This is a genomic window from Desulfovibrio litoralis DSM 11393 (assembly GCF_900143255.1).
In the GTDB taxonomy this organism is placed as follows: domain Bacteria; phylum Desulfobacterota; class Desulfovibrionia; order Desulfovibrionales; family Desulfovibrionaceae; genus Frigididesulfovibrio_A; species Frigididesulfovibrio_A litoralis.
In genome coordinates this window covers 1-1196 of the sequence record NZ_FRDI01000027.1, presented here as the reverse complement: position 1 = coordinate 1196, position 1196 = coordinate 1, and the positions used below count along the sequence as shown (strand labels likewise).

The window sequence follows — 1196 nt, the reverse complement described above, 5'->3', positions numbered from 1 at the left end:
GGGGCACTAGACCAGTGAGCTATTACGCTTTCTTTAAAAGATGGCTGCTTCTAAGCCAACTTCCTGGCTGTCTATGCGCCCCCACTACCTTATACACTGAGCATGGACTTGGAGACCTTAGCTGTCGATCTGGGCTGTTTCCCTTTTGACTATGGATCTTCGCACCCACAGTCTGACTCCCGGAAAACGTTTAGACGGTATTCTGAGTTTGATAGGGTTTGGTAATCTGGTAAGACCCCTAGCCCTTTCAGTGCTATACCTCCGTCAAACTATTCCGAGGCTATACCTCAATATATTTCGGGGAGAACCAGCTATCACCGAGTTTGATTAGCCTTTCACCCCTATCCACAAGTCATCCCAAACGTTTTCAGCCGTTAAGGGTTCGGTCCTCCACAAAGTTTTACCTTTGCTTCAACCTGCTCATGGATAGATCACCCGGTTTCGGGTCTACTCCGCACAACTATTCGCCCTATTCAGACTTGCTTTCGCTTCGGCTACACTTTCGCTTAACCTTGCTGTACAGAGTAACTCGCTGACTCATTATGCAAAAGGCACGTGGTCATTCATATTGCAGAACTCCCACAGCTTGTAAGCAACAGGTTTCAGGTTCTTTTCACTCCCTTTACTAGGGTTCTTTTCACCTTTCCCTCACGGTACTGGTTCGCTATCGGTCGTTAGGTAGTACTTAGCCTTGGAAGATGGTCCTCCCAGATTCCCACGAGATTTCACGTGTCTCGCGGTACTCAGGTATCACTCTAGCCACTTTCGATTTCAGGTACGGGGGTTTCACCCTCTGCGCCGAGCCTTTCCAGACTCTTCCCCTGTCTAATCATGGATCTATTATAGTGACCCTACAACCCCATATAGTCGAAACTATATGGTTTGGGCTATTCCCATTTCGCTCGCCGCTACTTTGGGAGTCTCGTTTGATTTCCTTTCCTCGAGGTACTGAGATGTTTCACTTCCCTCGGTTAGCTTCATGACACCTATGTATTCAGTGTCTGATACTAGAGCTTAACTCTAGTGGGTTTCCCCATTCAGAAATCCCGGGGTCGCAGGATATTTGGCGCCTACCCCAGGCTTATCGCAGCCTATCACGTCTTTCTTCGCCTTCTAACGCCCAGGCATCCACCTGTTGCTCTTAAAAAACTTATTCTTTTCCTTCTCTTCCTATTCAATTGTCAAAGAACGCCACA

At 47.7% G+C, this 1196-nt stretch carries 1 rRNA gene; it reads right to left on the bottom strand.

Features of this window, described 5'->3' with window-relative positions:
- Window positions 1–1155, bottom strand: a 23S ribosomal RNA gene (locus BT999_RS12235); the annotation flags it as partial.
- Window positions 1156–1196 lie beyond the last annotated feature (41 nt).